A 26,999-nucleotide genomic window follows, 5' to 3' on the forward strand; every position below is an offset into this window, starting at 1 on the left:
TTCGGGCATTTAGTAAAACTGATATAAATCATGTCAGGTATATAAAGGAAACGCCCACTGCACAAGGCGGTGGGCGTTTCCTTTATATGATATTATATTGATGATCTTCCTGAATCAGGAGAATCAGCAATAATCATGATCATCACAGTTACCAGATAACCACTCTCTCAGCTTCTGGCAGTACCATTTTATTACCGGTCTGGCAACCCCATGCATCCTGGAATTCTTTCAGGTGCGGTAAGGGGCCGTTGATACGGGCTCTGGCCGGGGAGTGAGGGTCTGTCTGGATTTGCTGGCGGAGCGCAGCTTCAGTGATATTACCGTGCCATACCTGTGCCCATCCGAGGAAGAAGCGTTGTTTCCAGGTGAAACCATCAATTGGTTTGGGTTCCTCTTTACCTTCAAATGATTTTTTCAGTGCGTAGTAAGCGAGTGTAAGACCACCGAGGTCGGCAACGTTTTCACCGATGGTGAGGTCACCTTTGATTTTGAGGCCGGGCGCTACTTCCATGCTGCTGAAGTAGTTGATGTAACGTTTGGTCAGCTTGTCGAAGTTTGCGCGGTCAGCTTGGGTCCACCAGTTTTTGAGGTTACCGTCAGCATCGAACTGAGAGCCCTGGTCATCGAAGCCATGTGTGAATTCATGACCGATCACTGCGATGATGCCACCGTAGTTGATAGCGTCATCAGCGTTGGGGTTGTAGAACGGAGGCTGGAGGATACCGGCAGGGAAGACCACTTCGTTGTTCAGCGGGTTGTAGTACGCATTAACAGTTTGTGGTGTCATGCCCCATTCGCGTTTATCCACGGGCTTACCGATTTTATCGATATTCTCTTTGTGTTCGTAGAGTATAGCAGAGATAGTGTTTTCAAGCAGGGTACCCTTGTCGACCTGGATAGATGAATAGTCTTTCCATTTATCGGGATAACCGATTTTGTACGTAAAGGATGCCAGTTTTTTACGGGCCATTTGTTTAGTGGAATCGCCCATCCAGGTGAGTTTGTCGATACGTTCACCATATACGGAGCGAACGTTTTCGATCATTTTGGATACTTTCTCCTTGCTGCTTTCCGGGAAATATTTTTTAGCGAACAGTTTGCCCAGTGGCATGCCCAGTTTGGTGTCGGTAGAGCGGATAGCTCTTTCGGCACGGGTTTTCTGTGCTTTCTTACCGGTCATAACGGTACCGAAGAAATGGAAGTTCTCTTCATCAAAAGATTTAGGCAGATAGCCGGCGAAGCTGGTAAGGAGCTGCCATTTGGTGTATGTTTTCAGTACGTCGATTGGCGTAGCTTTCAGCAGTTTGTTGGCATTGGAGATATACTCTTTATTCTGGAGAACGAGGGTGTCAGTTTTGATATCCTGTTTTTGGCTGAAAGCATCCCAGTCGAAGTCCGGAGCGAGTGTTTTCAGTTCACTGAAAGCAGCTCTGTTGTATGTTTTAACCGGATCGCGGAGGGCTACGTTCGTCAGCTGTATTTTAGCCAGCTGGCTTTCGAGGCCGAGAATGGTGACACCGGGTTTTTGTTCAGGGAAACCGGCGAGGGTGAACATTTTATCTACGTGTTTTACGAATTCATTGCGCACGTTTTTAGTGGCAGAATCCTGTTGTTCGTAGTAGCTTTTTTCACCGAGGCTCAGGCCGCTCTGTCCCTGGTAGAGGATATTCATTTTGCTGTTTTTCGCATCCGCCTCAGCACCAAATCCGGTGAAGGAGGATACGCCTATTTTCTGGAGTTCGCCGGTAACCGCAGCCCAGTCAGCCAGGGTTTTGATGGCTTCAATTTTGTCCAGGTAAGGCTTCAGCGGGGTGATGCCTCTTTTTTCGATGGTAGCGGTGTCCAGGAATGAGGTGTAGTAGTCTGCGATCTGTTGCTCTTCAGTGCCTTTCTTCAGGTCTGTTTTGCTGGTGAGTTCAGCGATAATGCCTTTGAGGCGTACTTCCTTGTTTTGTTTGTCGAGGATACCGAAGGCGCCCCAGCGGCTTTCAGTGGAGGGGATGGGATTGTTTTTTTTCCAGTTCCCGTTGGCATAATTGTCGAAATCGTCGCAGGCTTTGTAGGCCGTATCGAGATCAGCGAGGTTGAACGCCGGAACTTTGGTTGTATCGGCAGATGCTTCCTGATGTTGCTGCGTGGAACTATTGGAGTTACAAGCCGCGAAGGTAACCATGGCGGCCAGCAACGGTAGTTTTACCGCATTGTTTTTCTTCATATGTAAAACAGGTTTAGTGTTTAAAGTTATGGAAAAGCAGGCACCAAAAATCAGGGCTTTTGTATGAGCGGCAAGGATTGTGAAAATGTTGCTAGATAAGAAGCTTGATTTTCTCTTTAAATTAGGTAGGAATTAGGTAGGTTTGTGTCGTAAAATAAGCTTTTTGATGAGTTTGATGTTTAAATTATACAGAATTTTTACTGCCCTTGCCTTGATGATAACAGGTTTTTTTACGTTTGCAGGCGTGTTTTCAGTCTTTACTGTAGGCTTTATTCCATTGTTGATTCTGTCTGTGATGGCCTGGGGCGCTTGTTTTATACATAGCGTTTTGTCTATATATCTTCAGCGCAGCCTGTTGTTACCGGAGATCCAGTTGAAGGAGAATACGCCCGGTGGTATCCGGATCATGGGAGTGATCACCGTGCTTTGGGGTGGCTTGTTATTTGTGCTGGGCGCTGGTATACTGGCCATGCCGCCGGAAGCGAAAAAAGATGTGATACAGCAATTGGGAGGGGATAACCCAGCTATATTAACACCGATGGGCATCGTTTTCCTGCTCATAGGTTTTATCCTGACATTTAATGCCAACCTCTCTTTCCGTTTCCTGCGTGAATGGACACGACGGAATGAAGGACAGGGGGAAGAATAGAATACAGCTTCAATAAAAGTGTATGCAACCATTAGCAGAACGGTTAAGACCTGTGACGTTAGACGAACTGGTGGGGCAGGAACATCTTACCGGAAAAGACAGTATCCTCAGAAAAGCCATTGAGCAGGGGAAAATACCTTCCATGATTCTGTGGGGCCCTCCCGGCGTAGGCAAAACTACCATCGCCAACATTATAGCACATACCCTTCAGGTCCCTTTTTATACGCTGAGTGCTATCTCCGCCGGTGTAAAGGAAGTGAGGGAAGTGATAGAGCTGGCCCGGCGTCAGCGGCATGCCGTGCTTTTCATTGATGAGATCCACCGATTCAACAAATCGCAGCAGGATGCACTCCTCGGTGCCGTGGAAAAAGGCATCATCACCCTGATTGGCGCTACCACCGAAAATCCTTCTTTTGAGGTCAATGCGGCGGTTCTATCGCGCAGCCAGGTGTATGTATTGCGACCGCTGGGCAACGATCAGCTGATGCAGCTGCTCAGACAGGCCATGGAACGCGATGAATGGCTGAAAAGCAAAAACATCGAATTAAAAGAGACGGAAGCGCTGTTTAATATATCCGGCGGCGATGCCCGGAAACTGCTTAACCTGTTTGAGTTGGTGGTAAGCACCCTGCAGGAAGATCCCATTGTCATCACTGATCAGAAGGTGATGGACATCGCTCAGCAACGGGTCGCTATCTACGACAAAACCGGGGAACAGCATTACGATATCATCTCCGCCTTTATCAAAAGCATCCGGGGGAGCGATCCTAACGCGGCCGTATACTACCTGGCACGTATGATAGAGGGTGGCGAAGACGTGAAATTTATTGCCCGCAGGCTGGTGATACTGGCCTCCGAAGATATCGGGAACGCCAACCCCAATGCGCTGTTGCTGGCTACCAGCTGTTTTCAGGCGGTGAACCTGATCGGTTATCCGGAGTCACGGATCATCTTGTCACAATGCGTGACTTATCTCGCCTCCTCCGCCAAAAGCAATGCGTCATACATGGCTATCAATGCAGCACAGTCACTGGTAGCGAAGACAGGCGACCTGCCGGTGCCCATGCATATCCGTAACGCCCCTACGAAAATGATGAAGGAAATGGGTTACAGCAAAGGTTATGCTTATGCCCACGACTATAACAGCAATTTTGTGGAACAGGAGTTCCTGCCTGATGCCATTAAAGGAACCAAGCTGTATGACCCGGGGAAAAATGCACGGGAAGATGAGCTGCGGCGGCATCTGAAGCAGTTATGGAAAGACAAGTATAATTACTGATCATAATAAAAAAAGCGAAGACACTGTCTTCGCTTTTTTTATTATGATTACTGATCTTTTTCTTTTGTCAGTATCTCAAAAGTCTGTTCAATTCGTTCTCCGTTCTCATCCACCAGCGTGATGGTATGTTTGCCTGGCGGCGGATGTAATGCCATCTGATGGAATTCCACTGTTTCCCCGATGAAGTTGTTGTCAAGGTGCCAGTATATTTTCGCGGCACTGTTGCGGTGTGTGGCCGTGAAGATAGTTTGTCCGGCTTGTCCGTTCAGTTCTGTCGGCACAAATATGCGGGCATTGGGCCGTGGATATATCAGTTCAATCGGCGCCCTGTCCTGCCCGAGGGAACCGATGCAGTCAGGTTTATAAGGCGGTAGTGGTGCGTAGTAGTTTTTACTGCGGTAATAGAATTCCTGCGATGGTGGCAGGATAAACCATGCTTTATGCTGCATGAATTGCGGTGATTCACAGCTCTCCGTTACCCGCCATTGACCGGTACGGTCGAGATGCACCAGTTGGTGGTATGGACATACACCAGAGCGGATACCCGCCGCCGGCACATAGATGGAATCTTTTTCATCACATAGATCGTTGGCGCGGTAACCGCTTTTGCGGCATATTTCGACTTTCCGGAGCAGTGCTGTGGGCGTGGTGAACCAGCTGCCGGTACGCAACAACCTGAACACGTCGAACATAATGGGCGCAGCGGTGGATACGCCGATGAGGCCGGGGCGGCCTTCTCCGTCCGCATTACCTACCCATACGCCTACCACGTATTTAGGCGTGACACCGATAGCCCATCCATCGCGGAAGCCGAAGCTGGTGCCTGTTTTCCAGGCAATGCGCTGTGAGGAAGAGAACTGCTGCCACAACAGTTCCTCGCCGGGGCGCATTACTTCTGTCATGGCTTCAAAGGTATACCAGATGGAGCCGGCGTCCAGGATACCTTCCTTGCTCAGTCCATATTGTGAAGGACGTTGTATATCTGCCTGGTAGTTCGGCGGATGGATATCGTCCATGTCATATTTGCCGTGGTATTGGTCGAGGTGGATGAGCGTACGGGCCATACTGGCGTACATGCCGCACATTTCCCAGAGCGTGGTTTCTCCGCCGCCAAGGATCAGTGACAGGCCGTAGTGATCGGCCGGCTTGTTGAGCGTAGTGATGCCCATTTTTTGTAGCAGCGTGTGGAAGCGTTCATAACGGTACATCTGCAGCATGCGCACCGCGGGAATATTGAGCGAGCGTGCCAGCGCACGGGAAGCCGGCACAGCGCCATCATAGCCGAGGTCAAAGTTTTGCGGTGAATAACCTGCTATTTGCGTGGGGATGTCCGGTATCAGTGTATTGGGCAGTATCAGCCCGTCATTGAGCATGGCGGCATACAGCACGGGTTTGAGGGTGCTACCGGGGCTCCTTCTGGCCTGTACGATATCCACATGGCTTTCCAGTTCAGGGTCTGCGGGATTGTAGATATTACCGACATAAGCGAGGGTATTGCCTGTTTCCACATCGAGTACCAGTACTGCCGCGTTATTGATGCCATTGGCTTTGTAGGCATTGTGATATCTTTCCGCGATGGCGGTGACATTCTTTTGCAGCGCTGCTTCCACCGTGCTTTTGATGCGGGTGGGGCCCTCTGATTTTTGCTGCTGGTAGTCGAGGCGGAAGCGGTCCAGCAGGTGGGGCGCATCCTGCGGCAGTGGCAGCGGTTGTTCCGGTAGTGGTTCCAGCTTTGCCAGTTGGCAGGTGGTGCTATCGATGGTGTTGTTGCGATACAGTTTATTCAGCAGCTGATTTCGTTTATTCAGCAACGTATTGCGGTTGCGGCCGGGGTGTACCAGCGCCGGACTGTTGGGCAGTACCGCCAGTGCTGCCATTTCCCCCCATGAGAGCTGGTCGGCTTTACGGCCGTAATAGCGCCAGGAAGCGGCTTCCAGTCCTACCACGTTACCACCAAAAGGTGCATTGGCAGCGTATAGCGCGATGATTTTCTTTTTAGAGGCGGCGAATTCGAGGCGGGTGGCCAGTACCGCTTCCACCATTTTCTGCCAGAACGTGCGTGGCTGGTTGCGGGAGATACGGATCACCTGCATGGTGATGGTGCTGCCGCCGCTGACGACTTTCTTGCCGCGCAGGTTTTGCCGGATGGCGCGACTGATCGCCAGCGGATCTAGTCCCCAGTGATAATAAAAACGTTTGTCCTCGTAAGCGACGATACATTTCTCAAATTTCTCCGGTACATGTGGGTTATACGGAAAGCGCCATTGTCCGTCGGGCGCTATGCTGGCATTTAACAGGTCTCCGTTCACATCTTCCAGTACAAAGGAGGTGGGGCTGGTAAACAATTGGCGGGGCAAACAAAAGTAATAGGCAATCAGTAGTATGCCGGCAGCTGTCAGCCACCATTTTCTTTTTTTACACCATTGCCTGAAGCGTTGAAATTTCATTCGTGATAATAATATTGTCGGTTGGGTTAATGTTTTGAGGTATTAAATTCATTCATTTTGATCTGTTCATTATCATCAGCAAAATGAACAGGGTATTGTATTTCCCCATACTTAAATTTGAAGCTTCTTTTTTAGAACCATATCCAATTAACCCAAAAAAACTTTTTTATGACGGAGCAATTTACGGAAATAGTAACGCTTATAAAACGTTCACAGTATAACGCCCAAAAAAATGTAAACATTGAAATGATTAATCTCTATTGGCAGGTGGGTGAATATATACACCAAAAGATAGCCAGTGCCAGTTGGGGGGAAGGGATGATCTCAGAACTAGCGCATTATATTGAGAGAAAGCATCCCGAATTAAAAGGATTCAGGCTTCGGGCACTGTATAAAATGTTACAGTTTTATACGTTTTATTTATCATATATTGAAAATAAATCTATAAAATCTACTGTAAATCAACAAGAAATTATGCCATCACTGATGGCACAATTTACGGATATTCGTAATACGATGATTGTGCAGGTCAGTTGGAGTCATCATTTAACCCTAATGACTAAAACAAAATCCCGCGAAGAATGTGACTTTTATCTGCGTTTATGCATCCAGGAAAACTACTCCGTGCGGGAGCTGGAGCGTCAAATCAAGAGCAGTTTATATGAAAGGGTGCGGTTGGGTCAACAGCAATCACCCATGTCTGGTGATAAAATCAATACCGATGAAAGTCTCCTCTTTAGAGATAAATATATATTCGAGTTTTTAAATCTCCCGGAAAGTCATAGTGAGAAAGACTTGCAACAGGCGCTTATCCACAAGATCAAAGATTTTATTCTTGAACTGGGAGATGGATTTATTTTCATTGGTGAAGAATATCGTGTGACGGTAGGCGGCACTGACTTTTACGTTGACCTGTTATTTTTCCATCGTGACCTGCAATGCCTGGTGGCATTTGAATTAAAAACAACGGCCTTTTTACCGGAGTACCTTGGTAAACTTAATTTTTACCTGGAGGCGCTGGACAGAAAGGTGAAACGGGAACATGAAAGACCCAGTGTAGGCATTTTGTTGTGTAAGGAACAAAATGATGAAATAGTGGAATATGCGATGAACAGAAGCCTGTCGCCCGCTATTATTTCAGAATACCAAACCTTCCTCCCCGATAAGAAATTGCTGCGGCAAAAGTTGCATGAACTATTCGAAAACGAGATGGAATAACTCCCAAAAAGAAAGACCGCCAGCGGAGATCGCTGGCGGTCCTATACGATAGATAAACGGATTAGTTAGCGTAACCCGGATTTTGTTCGCAGAGTTTGTTGGATTCCCTTTCTGCCTGTGGAATAGGCCACTGGAAGCGGTAGTTATCAGGTTTGATTTCACCGACAGCATTTTCAGCGGCCTGGTAGTCACCTTCCCTGTTCCTGGTGAAGCCAAGGCCCCAGCGTTTCAGATCGAAGAGGCGGTGGCCTTCAAATGCCAGTTCTTTTCTTCTTTCTTCGCGGATCTGGTTGAGCAGGGTAACATCATCGTAAGCATCAACGATGGTTCCGTCGTAACCAGGGATACGGGCGGCGCGCAGCGCTTTGAGCAGCGTTTTGGAAACGGATTTGTCAACATAATAGGCCGCTTCCATTTTGTTCAATGCCACTTCTGCATAACGTATGAGTTTTGGAGAATTGGATTTTTCCTGCCAGCCAGCGTATGCCGGGTTGCCGGGGTATTTGTTGATCACATACAGTGAATCTTTTTTGTAGCTACGCACACTGTCCTTCCGGAAGTAGATAGCTCTGCGAAGGTCAGCAGTGCTGAAGCTTTCAGCAAAAGCTTTCGGTGCGATGAAATCCGGATTAGGCTTGTTACGGGCAACGTCGTCGGAGATCAGCCACTGTCCGATGGAGAAGTATTTGGCTTCGTTGATCTCGGTGATAGCTGGTTTAAAGATGATTTCTTTGGTGCTGTTATCATCTCTCCAAACTTTCAGGAGGTTGGCGCTGGTAGTTTCGTAACCGAAGGTAGCTACACTTAACACTTTATCCGCTGCAGCGATGGCCAGGTCCCACTTCTTAAAATAGAGGTATACCCTGGATTGCAGCGCAGCGATAAAGTACTTGTTGACTCTTGTCATAGAGGTTACGTTATCATCGCCGATGTTGGCTGCTGCATCGTTCAGGTCCTGTACGATCTGGTTATAGGTCTCTTGTACAGATTTGCGTTTGTGCATGATTTCTGTAGTAGGCGCCGTAACAAATGGCAGGCCCAGTTGATCGTTCAGGTCGTACTTGCAATAAATACGCAGCGCGTCAAACATAAACATGGCGCGTAATGCCTGGATATGTGCTTTTAAGGTTTTCTTCCTCGTAGCGATCGTTTCTGCGTTTTCTCCGGAAAGTACAGGTACCTTGTCGATGTTGGTGAGAAACACGTTGCAGCGATGAAGGGCTGGATAAATAGTGCCCCACAGGTTCACCGTTTCATAAGTGCCGGAGTGGATGGTCCAACGGTGAATTTCATTGTACACGTTGTTAGCCCAGGCTGTGAAGATCATATTATCCGCCATCAGGTCAGGAATGACTACATAGTTGCGGGCATAGTATTCAGATTTATAAAATGTGCTGTATACACCGTTGTAAGCAATTTCAGCACCAGCGATGCTGGTATATATCTCATCGGTGGATACGCTGGTGTTAGGAAGCTGGTCCAGCTTCTTGTTGCAGGCAGACATCAGCATGGTAGCTCCCAGTGCAGCGGCCAAAAATATTTTTTTATTGATAGCTATCATATTTTCTGTTTTAGGAGGTTCGGTAATGGATTAGAAGGTCAGGTCTAAACCAAGTGTGTAGGAACGGGAAACAGGATAGATGCCCAGCTCCAGGTTGTTGAAGTATTCCGGATCATAACCGCTCCACTTTGTAAAGGTGAGCAGGTTGTTACCGCGGGCATATACCCGTGCACTGCGGAATGCTTTGGTAGAGCTCAGTAAATTCTTAGGCAGATTGTAATAAATGGTCAGGTCCCTTAATCTCAGGAAAGAGGCATTTTCCACGTATCTGTCGTCAAATGCGGTAGATGAACCGTATTTAGGATATTTAGCAATATCACCTGGTTTTTTCCACATATTCTGATAGAGGTCAGCTACACGGTTGGTATTGTACCATGCGTCGTTGTTCCATACCAGCCATGCCTGGGTGTTGTTCACACTGTATTTATCGAGCATATAGTTCCATTGCATGAAGATACCAATACCTTTGTAGTTGAAGTCAAAGGTAGCACCGCCATAATAGGGAGCATACATGTTTTTACCATCAAGGATCGCTGCATCACCACCATCGAAGTTGGTGGTTTCTTTACCATTTTTATCCAGCCAGATTTCGGTACCGTCGTCAGGATTAACCCGGGAGAAGCGGTTGTATTTGAACTGTCCGCGTGGATAGCCCACTTTTACGAGGATACCGGTACCAGTACCGAGCAGTTCGTCGCGGAAGCCATACAGCTCTGTTACCTTGTTTTTGTTGTAAGTGAAGTTACCGGTTACATTGAACGTGATGTCTTTGGTGTCGATAACGGTTGATTTGACAGTGAACTCAATACCGTTGTTCTGCATCTTACCCATGTTAGCTTTGATGGAGCTATAGCCGGTGAGGTAGGATACTGGTACGTCCAGTACCATGTCGTAAGTCAGTTCACGGTAGTAATCGAGGGTAAAGGTCAGGCGGTTGTCCCACAGGCCGAGGTCCGTACCAACGTTAAACTTGCGTTTCTTTTCCCAGCCCAGGTCAGGGTTGCTTGCCTGGGTGGGCACCATGCCGGCTTTGCTTTCATAACCAGCTTTAGTGGTTGTGGTATTGGGGCTGCTATTATTAACGGAGTTGATGCTATAGGAAGGATAAAAACCAATATCATCGTTACCAGTCAGACCAACACTGGCGCGTACACGAAGGTCGCTGATCAGCTGGTTGTCTTTCAGGAAGTTTTCTTTTTTAGCATTCCACAACAGACCAACTGCCCAGAAGTTACCCCATTTGTTGTTGGCGCCGAATTTGGAAGAACCATCGCGGCGTATAGATAAGTCAGCATAATAGCGGTCTTTATAGCCATAGTTCACAGACGCCAGCGTGGAGAACATCCTGTATTTGCTCAGGCTTCCACTGGAAGTGCTGGGAACTGACATGGCACCGAATTCATACAACGTAGGAAATGCTGTGTTCCGCGCTGTAGTGGAGAAGTCGTAGTCGGTCAGTGCATTGTATTCGGTACCGGCTACTGCATTGATGGAGTGGTTTCCGAAGGTTTTCCGGTAGTTCAGGAGGTTGGTCCAGATAGCGTTAGACCAACGGGAGAAACGCCTGGTAGCATTGCCATTATCTGTGGCGGCCAGTTCAGGGGCGTTCCATGTTTTGGTAACATAGTCGGAGAGATTCATACCAAAGCGGCTGGTAAATTTCAGCTCTTTGGTAATGTTTGCTTCCGCATAGGCGTTACCAATGAATTTCAGGTGATCGTTGCTGTTGCCGATCAGGTCCAGGCTACGGGACCATAGCTGGCTTCTCACGCCATTGTAACCCTGGTATTGCAGCATTTTTTTCCAGCTGCCATCAGGGTTTTTCAGGTTCTCGTAAGGCATCAGCAGGTAAGCCATCATGCCCGGGTTCTGAAGAGAGTTACGGGTTTCGTTCGGTGTGGTTTCGTCCATATAGCCCAGGTACATGGATACACCGGTTTTCAGCCATTTGGTGGTCTGGTTATCGATGGCCAGACGGCTGGAGTAACGTTTGAAAGTGTTGTCAAAGTAGATACCATCCATCTGGAAATACTCACCGGAGAAATAGATGGAAGTAGTTTCATTGCCGCTTTTTACAGACAACACATGAGATTGTGTCTGGGAAGGCTTGAATACCACTTTTGACTGGTTGAAGTCAGTTTTCATCAGTTCCGGGATCTCAGGATCATCTGCTTTTCTTTTACCGATAAAAACTTCATAGTCCAGACGGTCCTTGGTGTTCATCATTTTGAACTTGGAGCGGTTGATGTCTGCATAGCCGTAGAAGCCACGATAGTCAATCTGCGGGCGGGTGTTCTTGGTACCTCTTTTCATGGTGACCAGGATTACACCGTTTGCGCCACGGGAACCGTAGATAGAAGTAGCAGAAGCATCTTTCAGGATATTGATGTTTTCAATATCGTCCGGGGCAATCAGGGCAAAGTCACTGGCACTTACCGGCTGGCCGTCTACGATGAAGAGCGGTGCAGTGCCGGAGTTGATGGAACCCACGCCTCTGAGCAAAATAACCGGGGCAACACCAGGACGTCCGCCATTCGCCATTGTGTACGTACCTGCTGCCTGTCCCTGCAGGTTGTGCAGGAGGTTGCCCTGAGGTCTTGATTCTATTTGTTTGCCGTCCACCGTTGTGATAGCTCCGGTAATAGCTCCTCTTCTTTTAGAACCATAACCGGTGCTGATTTCCACCTGGTTCAGTGTTTTGGAATCCGGTCCCATTTTCACGAGAACATGGCTCTTTTCGCCTATGGCCATGGTGATCGTTTCATATCCCACGAAACTAAAAGCAAGCGTGGCGTTACCGTTAACATTGATTTTAAAGTTACCGTCAACATCAGTAGCGGTACCTGTCCTGGCGCCTTTAACGGTGACGGTCACACCGAGTAAAGGGGTGCCATCGCGGGTGTCAGTCACTTTTCCGGTCACCTGTCGTTGCTGTGCCATCATTGGCACTGCCACCAGGACCCAAAGAAAAAATAGTAGTGCTTTCTTCATAATCGGTCGATTTAGATGAAATTGATAAATAGAGAAGTAGAGAATACAAATTTGGACAATTGGACAAAGAACTTCCGCCCGGCAATCCAGTATTGGTGCCAGTTCCTGTCGGTCACGACAATGCTATAGCTTAACGAAGGCAGGTCAGACTAGTGGTTGGTCATCCCATGTTCACAGTTAAATTTTAAGCGTTGCACAATGATTCCGGTTGTTTTTAAACATTATATAAATCACTCAGTGAATAGTTGGAGCAAAGAAATCCCATTAACGATACAGCAGGATCTGATGGACTGTATCATTGCAAAAACCTGTTATACCAAAGGCTGTGGTACCGAAGGGTTCATCTACTCATAAGCTGCTCACTATTTCTGAGATTGTTTCTTAGAATATAGGCATCTGCGATTTAGTAAATTAGATTTTGTTTTGACTGTTGGTTGATCTAGTTAAAATTGACAGATTCAGAATGTGAAAATAATAAGTTATCATGATAAATGAAAGCAGAGAGATACTTTTCTTGATGAATGGTCGATTTTTTTATTGAACAACAGGACGTTTATACTGCTGAAATGTAGCGGTGTCGGGCGTTTTGAGATATGGTGAAAAAATAATAATTCTTCAAATAAATAACGACTTGATAAGTTCTGCTTTCGTCTTATCATAAGCCAGGTAGAGAACATTGGTCGTTGCCGCTTCTCCTTTCCATATCACCTTTATTTTGCCTTCTTTCTGAAGATCTCTTACCAGGTAATCAGCAGCAACAGTGAGGTCATCAGTGGTAAGATGTGCTGTCAGCTATGACAAAGGATTCTGTCAGTATAGGTTCAAAGACGATGTCTTTCCTTTCTGTCCGTTGTGTGGCAATGACGAAATCAAGTTTCGCCGTTACCCGGTTTAATCAGTAAATCTTTGGTCAACCCAAATGACGTTATGATGTTTGCCGGAAAGGCTTTCAATCGTTGCAGAAAAACAGAATGAAATATTTCTTTTCACAGTACCCGGCCGGATGGTTGGAAATTGTTGCTCATGGCACATCGTGGAGTTGTTGCTTAAAAGAAGCGGCCATCTCTTTTTAAGGAGATGGCCGCTTTTATGTTGAAATACATCAATCCTATTTCACCACTTCTACCCATTTACCTGGTGCAAAAGCGTGGATGGTATTGTCATACATCGCTTCGCAGGAAACGGCCGGGAGATAGTATCGTCCCAGATAGGATGCGTTGAGCAACACATTATAGGTGTGGGTTTTATTCTCTTCAAGGTTGAAGTAAGTATATACCCTGTCATCACGTATATCCATATACGTAGCTGGTGAAGAGTGGAAGGAACTGTCGTTGTCCATGAGGCGGGTGTTAAGGATTTCCCAGCCTGACGGGAATATTTGTGACAGGGCCATCTGCTCATAATAGCCACGTTTGCCCGGATTTTTGATGGTCACAGTGGCCATGAAATCGCTGCCTTGTTTCAGTGTGGCCGGGTCCAGTGGTTTGCCATCACGGGTGCTGTAACGGACCTGGAGATCGAGCACTTCAGGGTTGTTGCTGGCAACTGGTTCCTGACCTGCTTCCGGCTGGCCGCGCAGAATGAGGCGTACATACAATACGTTTTGTCCGTTGTTCTGCAGGCTGATATTGCCCTGTGAGCCGTTGAAGGTAACAGGTATCTGTGCTACAAATGATTGACCGTTTACGGTGCCTTTAGCGCCATTGAGCGTATAGCTGAGGTTGATCTTACTGCTGCCTTTATTGCTGCCGCAGAATTTGGCGATCGAGATGAGCGCGTACGCAGTCGTTTGTGTGCTGTACCACTGGTCGTTTTGAGACAGATTGGTAGCGATTTGTTTCACCAGTTCATTGGCGCGGTTACGTTGGCCGAGGAGCGTGAGTGTTTCGAGGATCATCGCTTTGTCGCGCAGATCAGAACCGAAGGTGCCACCCAACTGGTTGTATGGTTTCACTTCTGTGCTCAGGTTCTGTACCAGTGAGTTGGCCACTTCTGGTTGACCGGCCAGCTTGTAAGCTGCTGCCAGTCTCCATTTGGCGGGCACGGATAGATATTTGAATTCTTTCAGTCTGTTCATAGCGCCCACTTCCGGTACTTTGGCGAGTGCCAGCAGATACAGGCGGTAAGCCTGCGTAAGGTCGCCGCCATAGAAGTTCTGGGTGCTGGGTGCCCAGGTAGTGGCTTTGTTTCGCTGGTATTTTTTCCATTGGTCCAGCAGGCCGGGAGGCAGGGTATAGCCTTTGGCTTGTGCCTCCAGTATGAAGTGACCGGCGTAGTTGGTGCCCCATTCGTCGGACTGTGCCTGGCCTGGCCAGTAGGCGAGGCCGCCGTCGGAAGTCTGGAAGCCTTTGAGCCTGTTGACACCGGCTTTTACGTTACGGTCTATTTCTGCCAGTTGGCTTTCTTTCAGGTCCATGAGCTGATTCAGCACCAGTTGCGGGAACACGCCGGAAGTGGTTTGTTCGATACAGCCGTGCGGATAATCGATCAGGAATTGCAGGCGTTTACCGAGGTTAAGCGCCGGGATGGTGGACACCTCCAGCACACCGGAGTTGGTACCGGCCATGCCTACCGGGCTGAACGCGGTGCTCCAGCCTTTTCCGGCTTCCAGCGTATAGTCTACAACGTTAGTAATGACCGGGTTGGGGTTACGCACATTCATTTCAATGGCTTCTTCTGCCCTCTCGGCGCCGCTGCTGGCGGTCACCTTGATTTTAGCGACACCGGTCTGTGGTTTCACTTTCACATCGAAGTATACCATCTGTTCGCCTGGTTGCGGGAAGGTCACGGTTTTGGTGCTTTCTCCTACAACTTCCAGCAGCGGGCTGGTGCTGATGGTCACGTTGGCGGAGCGTACGGTTGGCTCGAGGCCGAAGACGGTGACAGGCACCTGGATGGTCTCTGACGGTCCTAATACACGCGGCGCGGTGGTCAGCAGCATCAGCGGCTTCTTCACGGCCACAGCTTTTTCGGCAAAGCCATAGGCGCCATCCTGTCCGGCTACGACCATCGCTTTTACGGAGCCTATATATGGCGGCAGTTTAAATTTATGCGTTTGTTTCTGGCCTCCTTTCAGATAGAAAGGTCCCATGAATTTCACTACCGGCTTAAAGCGGTTGGCTTTGGCTGCGCCGGCATTTTTATTCAGGCCTTCGTCACCACCAATGCTGAGGATGCGTTCCAGGTCGGAGCCGTAGGCGCCTACGACGAAGTCAAACAGGTCCCACGTTTTCACGCCGAGGGCTTCGCGGGCATAGAAGGCGCTGTGCGGATCAGGTGTTTTGAAACGCGTCAGGTCCAGCAGGCCTTCATCTACGATGGCGATGGTATATGTCATGGGTTTACCGTTGCTTTCGCTGACGGTAATATTGGCTTCTGATTCAGGTTTCAGTTTATCGGCCATGCTGATCACCGGTTTCAGGATAGTGCCCGGATCTTCTACGGTGATGGGGATGGTACCATACATGCGGATCGGCAGGTCGTTGACGGTTTGTGCATGTGGTTGCAGCAGGGTAACGTTGACGTATATATTGGGCGTCATGTTCTTTTCTGCCTTGAAGCGGAAAGTGGTTTGCCCCTGCTGGGTGTTGACCCAGAAAGTTTTGAGCACCTTGCTGCCGGACTCGATGCTGATCAGGCCTCTGCCGCCGGCACTGCTGGGGATGGTGAGGTTGATGTCCTCTCCTGCCTTATAGTGCTGTTTGTCGGAGGTGAACACGAGCATGGACGCCTCTGCAGGGTTTTCTTTCTGCATACGTTGAGCCCATCCCGGCCAGTCGATATACACGGACTTACCGGAGGTATGGCCGCTCTGCAGGTCTTTTACCCGTACCAGGTAGCGGCCCCAGTCGGGCTGATTGATACGCAGCGACCATGAGCCTTTACCGTTGTTAAGGGTAACGGTTTCTTTGGTCAGGAGCTGGTTGTAGCTGTCCTGCGTGAAGTTGGAATATTCGTCGGCTCCGCCTTCGTCCCACCACCATCTCCAGCGTACTTTATATACTTCTACCTGTACTTCGCGGGAACCGCCGATGAGGTTGCCCTTATCGTCTACATCCACGATCTCCACGTTATGCGACTGATCGGTGAGCAGCATACCGGTGGTACGGTCACCCTGCGGCAGCCGCAGCCCTACATAGGAGGTAAACGGATTGTATGGCATAGAGAAGTGGTCGATACTGAAATCGCCACCGGGCTCAAATACTTTTACTTCGAAGTTGGCCTTCAGCTGTCCGGGGGCCAGTTTACCGAGTTGAATATCGGCTTTCACCGGGGCAGCGCCGGTTTCGCTCAGCGGGCCTTCAAAGATGGTTTTGTTCTCTGCTTCAAAATGGGTTACCGGATCATCGAAGGTGAAGCCGGAGAAGTTTTTGAAGCTGGTGGAAGCCTGTACCAGCGACACGTCCACTTTGGCTTTCAGGTGCTGGGCGGTAGCGCCGAACATCCACATGGCCGACAGGGTGCCGGTAGTACCGGTTTTAGACAGGGCGGTATTGCTGCCGAAGTCCATTTTTATTTTCAGTCTGTTGGGCTTCACGGTTTCTATGCGCACATTTTTCTGGAAAGTGGCGCCGCCTACTTTTACTTTCGCTACCCAGCTGCCGGTTGGGTCTTCCGGTTGGGTGGCGGTAGCGAAGCTATAGAAGCCGTTCAGGTTTTCATGCTGGTTGATGCGTTTGTAGAGCTGACCTTTAGGGTTGTACAGTTCCAGCGTCACCGGGTGATCTGCCGGGAGCTTATCATCTTTGTCTTCCAGCATAAAAGTCAGGTAGATGGAATCGCCGGGGCGCCATACACCTCTTTCTCCGTAGAGGAAGCCTTTGATACCACTCTGCACTTCTTCACCCTGTACGTCAAAACGGCTGAGTGGCAGGGAACTTCCGTCGTCCAGCTTCAGGTAACCTCTTTCGTTGTCTTTTTTCGCAATCAGCAGGTATGGCTTGCGTTTCAGGTCGAATGTAGCCAGCCCTTCGCCATCACTTTTGGTTTTGAAGATCACCTGGTTTTGGTAGTCGAGCAGTTCAAGTTCTACGCCGGTGAGCGGTTTGGTATCACGTATATCCGTTACCGCTACCAACATGCTGTTGTTGTTGCCTCTTTTGGCAATCAGGCCCAGGTTGGAGCAGATCACGTTGCGGGAAGCCCATTTGTCTTTGTTGTAGTAGGAATTGGAGCAGGCGTCGTTACGGCGGGTCCAGTTGTATCCGTAAGGATAGTAGCTGTCGTAACGGTTCCAGAAGTCATCGTCGTCATCCAGCTTTTCGCCGCCGCCGTAGTATTCACTTTCATCCATTTCGCCGTCTTCTTCTCCTTCTCCGCCACTAGTGCTGGTGCTGTCGGATTTTTTAACTTCCGTGCAGGCTGTAAGCGAATAGGCTTTACGGAAACCGATAGTGATACGATAAATGGCGCCGGGTTCGGTGCGGAGCAATTTATCAAGATCGAGGAAGAAACGGTTTTTCTTGTGGAGGTTGACGGATTTGTCGGTATCGAGGCGAATGGTTTTTTCTACCACGGCCTTGCCTACACGACGCAGTTCTGCGTCCCCATCGAGGTTATTACGTTGCAGGTATTGCGGAACGTTGTTCTCGTATATCTTGATGATGGTCACGTCTACCGCGTTAAGGTTGACGGCTTCAAACGGCATCACCAGTTTATTGCTTTCGGGGAGGATCACACCTTTGCCGGGAATCGTTACTGCGGGCAGGGTGTTTTCGAAGTTCACATTGGCGCTGTAGGATTGACCGAGGCGTTTATCGGTGATATTGATAACGCCTTCGTTGATCACTACGTTGTAGCTGCCTTCGAGGCGAACGGGCACATATACTTTTACCTCACTACCGTCGATGGTATAACGGAGATCGCCCTGGCCGCTGATACCGATAAGGCCTTCCAGGCTTTGGGCTACGCTGACAGGGTCGGAGAATTGCACCAGCAGGTGCTGTTCCGGATCAGACATCGCTTTTACATCGAGTACTTTGAAATCGCCTACAGCGGGTACTTCCACTGTTTTTTTACCGCTGTTGTCCACTTTAAGTGCCGAGCCGTCCCAGCTGACTTCGAGGTTACGGGCAATGTTGCTGCGTTCTATATTAGCGATAGTGAATTTCGACGTACGGTCGGCAGCGTTATGCTGCCAGGTAATGGGCAGTGTTTTGCCGCCATGCCGGGCGGTGAGCAGTTTTTCGATGGACTGCGGGTTTTCCACATCGGCCGTATATACAGCGCCTGTGTAGGTCATCTTGTCCAAGGTGGTGTTGGTACTGGCTTTCAGGCCAAACATGTCAAGAGAGAAAGATGGTTTGATGACTTTGAACTCGAAATCGAAGGATTTCAGGTCAGAAGGCACGTCCATGATCTTGCTCAGCTTGAAATTGACTTGATAGGTTTTACCAGGCTGCAAATTCTCATCGGGCCGGAATTCTATGGTGGTGGCATCTACCCAATAAGATTTCCCTTTGATGGAAGGGGAAAAATCGAATACCTCTTTGTCGAGTGGTTCATTCTGGGTATGCGTTACGTTTACCTGCCCTGCCAGTTGAACACGGATGGGGCTTTGTTTGGAGATAATCCCGGCGGTATAGGCGTCGATATACTTCGCGAATCCGGGGTTCATCTCTTTTTTGGTGGTCCGGCAGCCGCTTATCAGCGACAACGCCACCAGGGAAACAAATAATGCTACTACAGCAAATAGCCGTTTTGTTGGGTGCATCAGGAATGGATTATGGTGATTAACGATTCCCGACGAAGATCGAACTATTTTTTCATTTATGCATTTATATATTGAGTTATTTGGTTATTTGATTTATGGATTTTGGAATTTTTTGATTTTGGGATTTCGGGGAGGTATACCGGATGATCCCCATAAATTTCAAAATCAAAAAATTCCAAAATCCATAAATCAAATAATAAAATAGCTCAATAACCAAATAATCAAATCATTTTGCCATTGGCGAGACGCATGAACTTATCTACACAGTCAGGTAACTCTTCCTCATAATGCGTTACATAGATCAGTGTTACGGGCATATGGTCGCACAGCATCTCGATCACTTTTTTGAAGTGTTGCTTCTGTTGCTGGTCCAGCCCCTGACAAGGCTCATCGAAGATCAGCAGGGGTGGATTTTTAACGAGGGCCCTTGCCAGCAGGCAAAGGCGCTGGGCACTTTCGGGCACTTGTTTGAATGGAGATTGCTGATGTTCATCGATCTCCAGTATTTCCATCCAGGCTTTGGCGATATCGGCTTGTTCCGGGGTAGGCTGTTTAGTACTGCCGATAATATCGGAGAAGCCGGAGCAGACCACCCGCAGACAGTTGTCGCGGGAAGTAAAGTACTGATGCAGTTCCGGAGATACGAAGCCGGTTTTTTTCTTGATGTCCCAGATACTTTCACCACTGCCTCTGCGGCGGTCGAACAACCATAGTTTGTTGGCATACGCCTGCGGGTTGTCACCATTGATCAGGCTTAACAGGGTAGATTTACCGGCGCCGTTATGGCCCAGCAGCGCCCATTTTTCATTGGGTTTTACTGTCCAGTTGATCTGGTCGAGGATAACATTCTCCCCATATTTCACCCGGATATCTTCCATGCGCACGATGGTTTCGAAGCTGGCCGGCTGATGCCGTTGCAGGATATCGGCTATTTTCTGTGCTTCCATGGCAGGCAGCGGCAGATCGGGCACTTCGGGCAATGGCAGTTGCACAAACTCACTGCGTGTATACTTGCCTGTGATAGCACCGTTTTCCAGTGTCAGCACATGGGTGATGTGTTCCGGTATTTCGTGTGGCGTAGTGGCCAGCAGTACGGTGGCGCCATTACGGATGATCTCATTGATCATTTCGGAGAAATCCTTCCGGGTTTGCACGTCCAGCCCGATGTAAGGGTTGTCGAGCATGAGCAGCTGCGGCTTTTGCAGCAGCGCCCGTGCGATCATGACACGGCGTGTTTCCCCATTGGACAGCTTAATCAGCCGTTTTTCCATCAACGGCGCTATTTTCAGGGGTTTTACCAGGTCAGGCACTTCCGTCAGTTCGAGGTATTCGCTGACGGTAGGGGAATTGTCGGCGTCCATACTATTGAACCGCTGCTGATAGTAGAAGTCGGTGGTGGTATTGGACAGGTTGCGGAAAGTATGATGATGCCCTACCAGCCCTATCAGGTTGCGATAGTTGAAGTAAGGGTCGGTGACAGTGTTTTCCTTTCTCCAGTCCTCATAAAAATGATAGCGGATGCCGCCGTTAATGATGTTGAATTTACCAAGGACCGTATTGAGAAGGGCGGTCTTACCGGAGCCACTGGGGCCGGTAACAGCCCACTGTTCGTTTTGTTGTATTTCCCAGTTGAGCGTGTTAAAAAGTGTTTTGTCGAGATATCTTACGGTGATATGTTCCAGTGAAAGGAATGGGTGCTTTGTTTCTTCCATGATTTCCTGATTGGGCTAAGAGGCATTAATATCGACTATAAAAATAACAGGAATATTGAAAGCTTCTGCTATTTTTATGATAAACCGGCTTACGATGAACTGGAAAATCAAAGCATTTGATGAACTGACCGTACATGAATTGTATGAGGTGCTGCACTTACGCAGTGAAATATTTATAGTGGAGCAAAACTGTGCTTACCAGGACCTGGATTATTCTGATCAGAAAGCGCTGCATCTGATGGGGCACAATGAAGAAGGTAAACTGGTGGCTTATACCCGTTTATTTGCGCCGGGTATTAAATATGCAGAGGCTTCTATCGGAAGGGTGATCACGTCGTCGTTGGCGAGAGGCACAGGTGCAGGCCGCCAGCTGATGGAAAAATCCATTGCTGCCGTGGAAGAAGCATATGGAAAGGGGCCTATTAAGATCGGTGCACAACAGTACCTGCACCGTTTTTATACGTCACTGGGATTTGAGCAAACCAGTGATACGTATATGGAAGATGGTATTCCGCATATCGAAATGGTGAGACCATAAATGCCAATACAGATGGAGGGCTTTCATATGAGCAGGAATGCTGCTGATAGGAAAGCCCTCCATTCGTGATCCGTAATTGGATCTATTTTTTCTTCTTTTTGTTTTTATCGTTCGCCGGCAACTTTACATGTTGCGTTATTTTGTAAAGCGGGAACAGGTAAGACACCGTGTATTGCATATCGAACACGGATTTCTTAGAGCCGCTGCCGAAGCCCGGAATCACCAGTGGCGTAAACTCATCGGACTTAACATTATTGATCATAATGCGTTCGCGTATGCTCCAGCTCAGGAAGAAGTTTTTGAGCACTTCTGCTTTGAGCCCCAGCACCAGTTCCACCCAATGGGCATTGACATTGGTTTTGGGAACGGAGCCGGTCAGATCGTTGCCCCAGTAACTGCTGGTGATCTTATAGGAAGGCACTTCGTAGGTGAGGTGGGAAAATCCGTACCGGATACCGCCGAAGAACATATTTTTCTCAGACGGGTACAGTCTTTTCATGAAGTTATAATCTATCCCGAGGGTAATAAAAGCGCCGTTGCCCTTATAGGTGTAGTTGGCGTCGCTATGGGGGGTATTGGCATATCCCACTTCCGCCGCTGCATACAGATCGCTGTTGAGGCGGAGGTCAGCCACGACGGTTCCTTCTTTTCTGTAGGGATAGTAGATGGACGTCACGATGCGGCTCAGGTCCAGCCCCACGCGGAGGCCGCCCTGCATGTGCACGACGCTGTCCTTCACGGGGATAATGACCGTGGTGTCCTTCGCCGGTTTACGGGTAGTATCTGTTTTGGCAGCGGTTTTCGCTGCTGCCGGTTTGGCCGGTGTTTGTGCCTGTGCGGCGAAGCCAATCAGGATACTACTGATTAAAGAAAAACAAAGTAAGGTGCGTATCATTACTGCTGGTGACTGCCTTTGAGTTAATAACTACAGAATCGATGGTGTGTTGGGTCGTGATAACGGTATCCAGAAAAAAGGTGGTGCCGAATCCACAACCCGGTGAGATAAATTTTTTGGTACGGCTGTACTTAAATTTAAGCGTGTCCGGTGTAAGGGTGGAATCTACCCGCAGAAAGAAGATACTGCTGTCTGCTACAGGAGAGAAGGGCAGGAAGATTTCTTTCAGAGGTTTTATTTTGTAGATAGAATCCTTGTTGACGCCATTATCGATGGCATAAACGGTTACTTTGGGCATGATGGTATCGCGCACATTGTGCAGGATAGTATCGCCCACCCTGCGGGCGGAGTCGCGCTGAAAACGCACGTGAAAATCCGACCGGAGCGTTTGGTCGCAGATCTTAGTTTCATTCTCACAGGCGATCATGCCAAATAGCACGGAGCAGGTGAGTAATATCTGGTATAACGTTCTCATTCCTTGATTTACGGTTGGCAAGATATTAAATTCCCAGCTCCTTTTTGAGGAATCGGGCGGTATGGCTGTCTTTAGAGGCGCTAACCTGTTCGGGCGTACCGGTACAGAGGATAGTGCCACCGCCGCCGCCGCCTTCGGGGCCCAGGTCCACGATGTAATCGGCCATTTTGATCACATCGAGGTTGTGTTCTATCACGAGTACGGTATTTCCGCGGTCCACCAGTTTGTTCAGTACTTTGAGCAGCAGCACGATATCCTGGAAATGCAGGCCTGTAGTCGGCTCGTCGAGGATATAGATGGTTTTGCCGGTATCTTTTTTAGAGAGCTCCGTTGCCAGTTTCACACGCTGTGCTTCGCCACCGGAGAGGGTTACGGCCGACTGGCCGAGGGTGATATAACCCAGGCCTACATCCTGCAGCGTTTTGATTTTGCGGTGTATCCATGGAACGGCCTGGAAGAATTCCACGGCTTCGTCTACTGTCATGTCCAGTACATCGGAGATGGATTTGCCTTTGTAGCGTATTTCCAGGGTTTCACGGTTATAACGGCGACCGTTACATTTTTCGCAGTGCACATATACGTCCGGCAGGAAGTTCATCTCAATCACGCGCATGCCGCCGCCTTCACAAACATCGCAGCGGCCTGTTTTCACGTTGAAAGAGAAGCGGCCTGCGTTGTATCCGCGGATTTTGGCTTCCGGCACGGAGGCAAAGAGGGTGCGGATATCGGTGAAGAAACCGCAGTAAGTGGCCGGGTTGCTGCGCGGCGTACGGCCGATAGGTGACTGGTCTATCTCGATCACTTTATCGATATGTTCCAAGCCTTTGATGCTTTTGTACGGCATGGGTACCGCCTTGGAATCATAGGCATGTTTGGAGAGTATCGGGTACAGTGTTTCGTTGATCAGGGTGGATTTGCCACTGCCGGAAACGCCTGTCACGCAGATGAAAGTACCGAGGGGCAGTTTCAGGCTGACGTTTTTCAGGTTGTTGCCGGTGGCGCCTTTCAGTTCGAGGCTGTTGCCATTGCCTTTGCGGCGTTCGGCGGGTATCTCCATGGCGCGTTTACCATTGAGGTATCCGGCGGTAGGCGTGTTGAGCTTCAATATCTGGTTGGGAGTGCCCTGGGCGATGATCTGGCCGCCGTGTTTTCCGGCGCCGGGACCGATATCCACCAGGTGATCGGCATGCAGCATGATATCCTTGTCATGTTCCACTACGATCACGGTGTTGCCCATTTCGCGGAGGTTGCGGAGTGCATCGATCAGCTGCATGTTGTCGCGCTGGTGCAGGCCGATGCTGGGCTCATCAAGGATATAGGTGATGCCCATCAGCTGGGAGCCTATCTGCGTAGCGAGACGGATACGTTGCGATTCGCCGCCGCTGAGCGTGCGCGTGGGCCTGTTGAGCGTCAGGTAGTTGAGACCTACGTTGAGCAGGAACCCGAGGCGTTCCCGTATTTCTTTAAGGATATCCTTGGCGATAGCGTTTTGTTTTTTCTCCAGCCGCTCTTCGATGTTGCGGAACCAGTTCAACAAGTGATCGAGGTCCATGTTGCCCAGTTCGGAAATATTTTTCTCATCTATTTTAAAGAAGAGGCTTTCCTTTTTGAGGCGGGTGCCGTTACATTCCGGGCAGGTGCTGAGGGCCATAAAGCCTTCGGCCCAGGAGCGCACGTGGTCGGAGCTGCTATCGTTGAAATAGCGGCGTACGGTGTTCACCACTCCTTCAAATTCTGTGGAGTATTTGGTGGTGTCAGAACTTTCGTCAAAAGAGAAGTCTACTTCCAGTTTCCCGTTTTCATCGCCGAACAGCAGTACGTTGCGGGCTTTATCCGGGATAGCGGAGATAGGACCGGTGAGGGAGAATTTATATTTTTTCGCCAGCAGCTGCACCTGTTTGTAGGTGAAGGTATCTCTGGCTTCGCCCAGTGGTTTGAGGCCACCGCTTTCGATGGAGGCGCTTTCATCGGGGATGATGGCGTCCATATCGATCTGGTAGATGGTACCGAGCCCTTTACAGCGGGGGCAGGCGCCATAGGGTGAGTTGAAGGAGAAGGTATTGGGCGATGGTTCCTCGTAGGAGATGCCGGTATCTTCACACATCAGTTGTTTGCTGTACTGACTTACCTTGTTGGTATCGTTGTCCATCACAAACAGGAGGCCTTTGCCCATGGTAAGGGCTTTCTGCACGCTCTGGCTGATGCGGGTGCGGGCATCGTCCTGTACCTGTACACGGTCTATCACCAGTTCGATGTCGTGGATCTTGTAACGGTCCACCTGCATTCTTTCTTTCAGGTCGAGTATTTCGCCGTCTACCCGTACTTTGAGATATCCCTGTTTACGTACCTGTTCAAACAATTCCCGGTAGTGTCCTTTACGGCCACGCACCATGGGTGCGAGGATCGCGAGTTTCTTTTTAGGATAATGTTTGAAGATATGTTCCAGTATCTCTTCTTCCGAAAAGCGCGTCATGCGCTTGTTGGTATTGTAGGAGTATGCCTGTCCCGCGCGGGCGAAGAGCAGTCGCAGGAAATCATAGATTTCTGTGATGGTGCCTACTGTTGAGCGCGGGTTTTTGTTGGTCGTTTTTTGTTCTATGGAGATAACGGGAGACAGACCGGTGATTTTGTCCACATCGGGTCTTTCCATGTCGCCGATAAACTGGCGGGCATAAGCGGAAAAACTTTCCATGTAGCGGCGTTGCCCTTCGGCGTAAATAGTATCAAAAGCCAGGGAGGATTTTCCACTTCCGCTGATGCCGGTGATGACAACCAGCTTATTTTTGGGCAACTGCAGGTCGAGGTTTTTCAGGTTATGCTCCCGTGCGCCAAATACTTCAATCTGGTCATCTGCCGTGATTTCCGGAGCGGGTGCAGCGGTTACATTCTCTTTTTTCTTTGCCATAATATTAAACTACTAAGCTACGCCATAATTACGAATTACGGATTACGAATTCCGAAATGAAGGGGGCATAAAAAAGAGCAGCGAAGACCTTTTTTGGAAGATCTTCGCTGACAGCTATTTTCGGGCAGTTACCTGCTTATTTGGTGTATTTTTTAAATACCACGATGGCGTTGTGGCCGCCGAAACCGAAGGTATTGCTCATGGCGATATTTACCGGACGGCTTTGTGCTTTGCCGAGGGTGAGGTTCAGGTTGGTCGGGATACCTTCGCCCAGCACGGTAGTGTTGATGGTCGGAGGAACGATATCTTCCTGGGTGGCTTTGATACAGGCGATAGCCTCGATAGCGCCGGCAGCGCCCAGCAGGTGGCCTGTCATGGATTTGGTGGCGCTGATGTTAACTTTCTCCGCGTGGTCGCCGAAGGCAGTCACGATGGCTTTCAGTTCGCTCACATCGCCTACCGGAGTGGAGGTGGTGTGGGAGTTGATGTAGTCAACGTCAGTGGTGGATATGCCAGCGTCTTCCAGTGCCTGTTCCATGCCCAGTCTGGCGCCGAGGCCTTCAGGGTGGGTGGCGGTGAGGTGGTAAGCGTCGCAGGTCATAGCGCCGCCGATCATTTCACCATAGATGGTAGCACCTCTGGCGATTGCGTGTTCATATTCTTCGAGGACGATGGCGCCGGCGCCTTCACCCATGACGAAGCCGTCACGTTCTGTATCGAACGGGCGGGAAGCATGTTCCGGATCTTCGTTACGGGTAGACAGCGCTTTGAGGGCGTTAAAGCCAGCGATGCCTGCACGGGTAACCGGGGCTTCAGAACCGCCGGTAACGATAACGTTAGCCTTGCCGAGACGGATATAGTTGAAAGCGTCTACCAGGGCGCTGGTAGAAGAAGCGCAGGCAGACACGGTGCAGAAGTTGATGCCCATGAAACCGTATTTCATGGCGATCTGTCCTGCCGCGATATCACAAATCAGTTTGGGAATAAAGAACGGGTTGAACTTAGGCACAAAGTTGGCCTGGGTAAATTCAACGATCTGTTCTTCGAACGTGAGCATGCCACCGTTGCCGGAAGCCCAGATCACGCCTATTTTGGTTTTGTCGATTCCTTCGTTGTCGAGGCCGGCGTCTGCTACCGCTTCATGTGCAGCTGCCATCGCGTACTGCGTGAAGTTGTCCATTTTACGGGCCTCTTTCTTCTCCATATATTTTTCCACATCAAAACCTTTGACTTCACAGGCAAATTTGGTTTTGAACTCTGTGGTGTCAAATTTAGTGATGGGACCGGCGCCACTCACGCCTGCCTTCAGATTGCTCCAAAAAGTATTTACATCATTCCCGATAGGTGTTAGTGCTCCCATGCCGGTAACCACAACCCTTTTCAGTGTAACAGTACGCATATT

At 49.2% G+C, this 26,999-nt stretch carries 14 protein-coding genes; 4 read left to right on the forward strand and 10 right to left on the reverse strand.

From position 1 onward, the window contains the following. Window positions 1–148: 148 nt before the first annotated feature. Entirely contained in the window at window positions 149–2,215 is a 2,067-nt protein-coding gene (locus tag HHL17_RS05835; protein ID WP_169223822.1) for a M13 family metallopeptidase, read from the reverse strand. A 328-nt stretch (window positions 2,216–2,543) separates the two neighbouring features. Here HHL17_RS05835 and HHL17_RS05840 point away from each other — a divergent pair, with 328 nt between their 5' ends. Both HHL17_RS05840 and HHL17_RS05845 read left to right on the forward strand, forming a co-directional pair. Beyond that, window positions 2,544–2,864, forward strand: a complete 321-nt coding sequence (locus HHL17_RS05840; RefSeq protein WP_169223823.1) for a hypothetical protein — start codon at window positions 2,544–2,546, stop codon at window positions 2,862–2,864. A gap of 22 nt (window positions 2,865–2,886) precedes the next feature. After that, complete coding sequence (locus HHL17_RS05845; RefSeq protein ID WP_169223824.1) at window positions 2,887–4,143, forward strand: replication-associated recombination protein A; 1,257 nt, start codon at window positions 2,887–2,889, stop codon at window positions 4,141–4,143. A 47-nt stretch (window positions 4,144–4,190) separates the two neighbouring features. Here HHL17_RS05845 and pbpC read toward each other — a convergent pair whose 3' ends face one another. Then, window positions 4,191–6,590 carry a penicillin-binding protein 1C gene (pbpC, locus tag HHL17_RS05850; protein WP_169223825.1) on the reverse strand — a complete coding sequence of 800 codons (2,400 nt, stop codon included), beginning with the start codon at window positions 6,588–6,590 and terminating at the stop codon, window positions 4,191–4,193. Window positions 6,591–6,758: 168 nt separating this feature from the next. Between pbpC and HHL17_RS05855 the strand changes: the two genes are divergently transcribed. Then, on the forward strand, window positions 6,759–7,808 hold the full coding sequence (locus tag HHL17_RS05855; RefSeq protein WP_169223826.1) for a PDDEXK nuclease domain-containing protein: 1,050 nt from the start codon (window positions 6,759–6,761) through the stop codon (window positions 7,806–7,808). 61 nt (window positions 7,809–7,869) lie between these two features. On the opposite strand, the gene HHL17_RS05860 is transcribed toward HHL17_RS05855, so the two are convergent. The 4 genes from HHL17_RS05860 to HHL17_RS05875 form a co-directional block, all read right to left on the reverse strand. Next, the gene (locus HHL17_RS05860; protein ID WP_169223827.1) at window positions 7,870–9,369 is read right to left on the reverse strand and encodes a RagB/SusD family nutrient uptake outer membrane protein; all 1,500 of its coding nucleotides are present in this window, start codon (window positions 9,367–9,369) and stop codon (window positions 7,870–7,872) included. A gap of 30 nt (window positions 9,370–9,399) precedes the next feature. Continuing rightward, complete coding sequence (locus HHL17_RS05865; protein ID WP_169223828.1) at window positions 9,400–12,360, reverse strand: SusC/RagA family TonB-linked outer membrane protein; 2,961 nt, start codon at window positions 12,358–12,360, stop codon at window positions 9,400–9,402. Window positions 12,361–13,468: 1,108 nt separating this feature from the next. Further along, on the reverse strand, window positions 13,469–19,072 hold the full coding sequence (locus tag HHL17_RS05870; RefSeq protein WP_169223829.1) for an alpha-2-macroglobulin family protein: 5,604 nt from the start codon (window positions 19,070–19,072) through the stop codon (window positions 13,469–13,471). Between the two features lie 221 nt (window positions 19,073–19,293). Then, a complete protein-coding gene (locus HHL17_RS05875) occupies window positions 19,294–20,784 on the reverse strand; it encodes an ATP-binding cassette domain-containing protein (protein WP_169223830.1) in 1,491 nt (496 codons plus the stop codon). Window positions 20,785–20,878: 94 nt separating this feature from the next. Between HHL17_RS05875 and HHL17_RS05880 the strand changes: the two genes are divergently transcribed. After that, on the forward strand, window positions 20,879–21,322 hold the full coding sequence (locus HHL17_RS05880) for a GNAT family N-acetyltransferase (protein WP_169223831.1): 444 nt from the start codon (window positions 20,879–20,881) through the stop codon (window positions 21,320–21,322). Between the two features lie 82 nt (window positions 21,323–21,404). On the opposite strand, the gene HHL17_RS05885 is transcribed toward HHL17_RS05880, so the two are convergent. From HHL17_RS05885 to fabF, 4 genes are all read right to left on the reverse strand, one after another. Next, window positions 21,405–22,217 carry a DUF6048 family protein gene (locus HHL17_RS05885; RefSeq protein ID WP_169223832.1) on the reverse strand — a complete coding sequence of 271 codons (813 nt, stop codon included), beginning with the start codon at window positions 22,215–22,217 and terminating at the stop codon, window positions 21,405–21,407. Beyond that, complete coding sequence (locus HHL17_RS05890) at window positions 22,180–22,692, reverse strand: DUF6452 family protein (protein ID WP_169223833.1); 513 nt, start codon at window positions 22,690–22,692, stop codon at window positions 22,180–22,182. The genes HHL17_RS05885 and HHL17_RS05890 overlap by 38 nt, the downstream gene beginning before the upstream one ends. Window positions 22,693–22,717: 25 nt before the next feature. Beyond that, a complete protein-coding gene (gene uvrA, locus HHL17_RS05895) occupies window positions 22,718–25,597 on the reverse strand; it encodes an excinuclease ABC subunit UvrA (protein ID WP_169223834.1) in 2,880 nt (959 codons plus the stop codon). 136 nt (window positions 25,598–25,733) lie between these two features. Continuing rightward, entirely contained in the window at window positions 25,734–26,996 is a 1,263-nt protein-coding gene (fabF, locus tag HHL17_RS05900) for a beta-ketoacyl-ACP synthase II (RefSeq protein ID WP_169223835.1), read from the reverse strand. Between the last annotated feature and the right edge of the window lie 3 nt (window positions 26,997–26,999).

Source organism: Chitinophaga fulva, assembly GCF_012927205.1.
GTDB classification, from domain to species: Bacteria; Bacteroidota; Bacteroidia; order Chitinophagales; family Chitinophagaceae; genus Chitinophaga; species Chitinophaga fulva.

What these genes read in the sequence shown, in the direction of transcription:
- HHL17_RS05835 (WP_169223822.1), bottom strand. Translation starts at nt 2,215, where the DNA reads ATGAAGAAAAACAATGCGGTAAAACTACCGTTGCTGGCCGCCATGGTT.
- uvrA (WP_169223834.1), bottom strand. Translation starts at nt 25,597, where the DNA reads ATGGCAAAGAAAAAAGAGAATGTAACCGCTGCACCCGCTCCGGAAATC.
- HHL17_RS05870 (WP_169223829.1), bottom strand. Translation starts at nt 19,072, where the DNA reads ATGCACCCAACAAAACGGCTATTTGCTGTAGTAGCATTATTTGTTTCC.
- HHL17_RS05875 (WP_169223830.1), bottom strand. Translation starts at nt 20,784, where the DNA reads ATGGAAGAAACAAAGCACCCATTCCTTTCACTGGAACATATCACCGTA.
- fabF (WP_169223835.1), bottom strand. Translation starts at nt 26,996, where the DNA reads ATGCGTACTGTTACACTGAAAAGGGTTGTGGTTACCGGCATGGGAGCA.
- HHL17_RS05845 (WP_169223824.1), top strand. Translation starts at nt 2,887, where the DNA reads ATGCAACCATTAGCAGAACGGTTAAGACCTGTGACGTTAGACGAACTG.
- HHL17_RS05885 (WP_169223832.1), bottom strand. Translation starts at nt 22,217, where the DNA reads ATGATACGCACCTTACTTTGTTTTTCTTTAATCAGTAGTATCCTGATT.
- HHL17_RS05855 (WP_169223826.1), top strand. Translation starts at nt 6,759, where the DNA reads ATGACGGAGCAATTTACGGAAATAGTAACGCTTATAAAACGTTCACAG.
- HHL17_RS05890 (WP_169223833.1), bottom strand. Translation starts at nt 22,692, where the DNA reads ATGAGAACGTTATACCAGATATTACTCACCTGCTCCGTGCTATTTGGC.
- pbpC (WP_169223825.1), bottom strand. Translation starts at nt 6,590, where the DNA reads ATGAAATTTCAACGCTTCAGGCAATGGTGTAAAAAAAGAAAATGGTGG.
- HHL17_RS05865 (WP_169223828.1), bottom strand. Translation starts at nt 12,360, where the DNA reads ATGAAGAAAGCACTACTATTTTTTCTTTGGGTCCTGGTGGCAGTGCCA.
- HHL17_RS05880 (WP_169223831.1), top strand. Translation starts at nt 20,879, where the DNA reads ATGAACTGGAAAATCAAAGCATTTGATGAACTGACCGTACATGAATTG.
- HHL17_RS05860 (WP_169223827.1), bottom strand. Translation starts at nt 9,369, where the DNA reads ATGATAGCTATCAATAAAAAAATATTTTTGGCCGCTGCACTGGGAGCT.